The 2284-nt window shown below is 63.1% G+C and carries 4 pseudogenes; 2 read left to right on the forward strand and 2 right to left on the reverse strand.

From position 1 onward, the window contains the following. Nucleotides 1-101, forward strand: a pseudogene (locus EOA23_RS33950) (transposase); the annotation flags it as partial. Between the two features lie 177 nt (nt 102-278). Here the strand turns inward: EOA23_RS33950 and EOA23_RS33955 are convergent. Further along, a pseudogene (locus EOA23_RS33955) lies at nt 279-1496 on the reverse strand (IS110 family transposase). A gap of 247 nt (nt 1497-1743) precedes the next feature. Here EOA23_RS33955 and EOA23_RS33960 point away from each other — a divergent pair. Then, a pseudogene (locus EOA23_RS33960) lies at nt 1744-1947 on the forward strand (transposase); the annotation flags it as partial. A 180-nt stretch (nt 1948-2127) separates the two neighbouring features. On the opposite strand, the pseudogene EOA23_RS36775 reads toward EOA23_RS33960, so the two are convergent. Further along, a pseudogene (locus EOA23_RS36775) lies at nt 2128-2284 on the reverse strand (dienelactone hydrolase-related enzyme); the annotation flags it as partial.

The raw sequence follows: 2284 nt of genomic DNA on the forward strand, positions 1-2284 counted from the left end.
CCATCACCCAGAGTTGGCGGCGCAATTGGCAGCATGTCGTGCCATTCTTCGCTTATCCCGAAAGCGTGCGCCGCATCATCTACACCACGGATGACATCGACAAGGCTAATGTCGGTTCCAACGCAGTTTCTTTGTTCGGCTTGAAGCCCGTTTCTCCGTCCCGACACGGCGCCGAGGCTGAAGCTGGCCGGGCGGTGGCCGTCGTGCCGACGATTCCTCGTGCTATTTCGCCCGGCACGGACCATGTGGCGCGAGGGGATGAGAGCGCCGCCACGCGGTTATAGTCGTTCCTCCTTAGTGGCGTCCGTGCGCCGCTTCGGCCCTCGTGGTCGCCAGTGCTGGATCATCAGCTCGTAGGTACGCTCGGCATTCTCGGCCGCGGCTTTCTCGCTGTTTCGCAACTCCTTCACGTTGTAGGCGTAAGCCGAACCGCGGCGACCGACACCGCGCTCGCCGGGCGCGCCAGCCTTGAGAGCGAGCTGTCTCTGCTTTGCCGCCACGAGGGCGAGCCCAGAAATAGTCCTGCTCCTTTGTGAGCAGATGCCAGATCAGCACCGCGAGCTTGCGGGCGACCGCGACGGCTGCGACCTGATGGCCACGCTTGTTGCGGATGCGTAGGAAGAAGGCCCTGAGCGGTCCGGGCGCCTTCGCCACCGCCCGGGCGGCTTCGACCAGCATGGCGCGGGCATGGGAACGCCCATGTTTGCTGATCCGGCCAAATTGCGCCAAGCCAAGACCGGATTGGCGCACACGAGGATTGAGGCCGAAGTAGCTCACCAGCCTCTGCGGCTCGCGGAACCGCCGAATGTCGCCGACGGCGGCGATGATACCGCTCGCGACGATGGCGTGACGCCGGCGATGGTCTGAAGCCGCCGGACTTGTACATCATCAACCGCTTCCCGGGCGATCTCCTGATCGAGGTCAGCCAGATCCTCGGCCAGGCGGTCGATCTCGCGATGTGGCGAGCGACAGCGGCCCGCTCGTCGTCGGGAAGCACCTGCCGCTCGAGCCAGGCGCGACCCCGACGGTTAACAGATCGGCATGCGGGCACTTCGGCACGAGGTGCGCCTGCAGGATGTCATGCACCTCGTTCTTCACTCGCGTGCGATGCCGTTGCGCCGCGCGACGAGGCGGCGAAGCCGCTCGGTTCGCTCATCGGGAACCCAGACCTCCGGCAGAAAGCCGCTGGCATGGAGCTGCGCAAGAACGCCGGCATCGATCTTGTCGGTCTTGATCCTGGCATGGGCGATCGCCTTCACCTGCATCGGGTTGGCGACAATCACCCGGCCGACATAGGTCGAAAGAACCCGCACCACCGCCATGGCGTTGCCCGTCGCCTCGACGACAACCTCATCCGTGCGTCCCAAGCTGCGGCCGAACCCTTCCAGTCCCGAACGGGTCATGTCGACCCGACCGTGATGGCGTAGTCGGCCGTCTTCCCAAAACACCACCTCCGCGAAGGTACGATGGATGTCCATTCCGATCACACGTCTCATCGGCTCCTCTCCTCGACTAAATCGGGAGCCGGCGGGCGACGCGACACCTACGGATCCGCGCTCTCGGCGCAACCGGGCAGGTCGCAGGGGCGGCCAGCTACTAACGCGAGCTCGCAGCTCATCGAATAGATCGGCCTGCCCGCACTTGGCGTGCTCCCGGTGCCCCTGTCCCGGATGGTCGCACCATACGCCGACGATCGTTTATCTCCAGCGGAGATCAGGTGGCACCGTCATGATCATACCGGTTACCAATGCCATCGAGGCGCTGAATTCAAAGCTGCGGCGCGCCGTGCGAACGCGCGGCCACTTTCCAAATGACGACGCCGCCATGAAGCTGTTATATCTGGTGCTGAACCACGCCGCCGAGGAATGGAAACGCGCTCCACGCGAGTGGTTCGAGGCCAGGACACAATTCGCCGTCGTCTTCGGCGAAAGGTTCGTCAGCCAATGACGACAACCGGCCTCACGCACAAGATTCCTGACAGTCCCGGTATGCGTCGAGCGGATTGAACTCCAGAACCTCCTGACCCTGCTCAACGAGGATTTGGACCACTGGTCCAGCGCTATGAAAATCATGGAGACCATTGCCCGAGCCGGAGCTTACTGCCCAGTCCGACAGCCAATGCCAAGCTCATGCTCGCCGGGCCGGCTTGTCGGCAGACGACAGAAATCGCTTCAAGCTCAAACCGGCCATCAAAATATACGGCGGCATGACAAGCGAATAGTGACCACAGTTCAATTCCAAAATAGTCGGCCTGGCTCCCGCGTCCTCCAGCCTCTGCATGAAC

The sequence above is a fragment of the Mesorhizobium sp. M2A.F.Ca.ET.042.01.1.1 genome, assembly GCF_003997405.1.
In the GTDB taxonomy this organism is placed as follows: domain Bacteria; phylum Pseudomonadota; class Alphaproteobacteria; order Rhizobiales; family Rhizobiaceae; genus Mesorhizobium.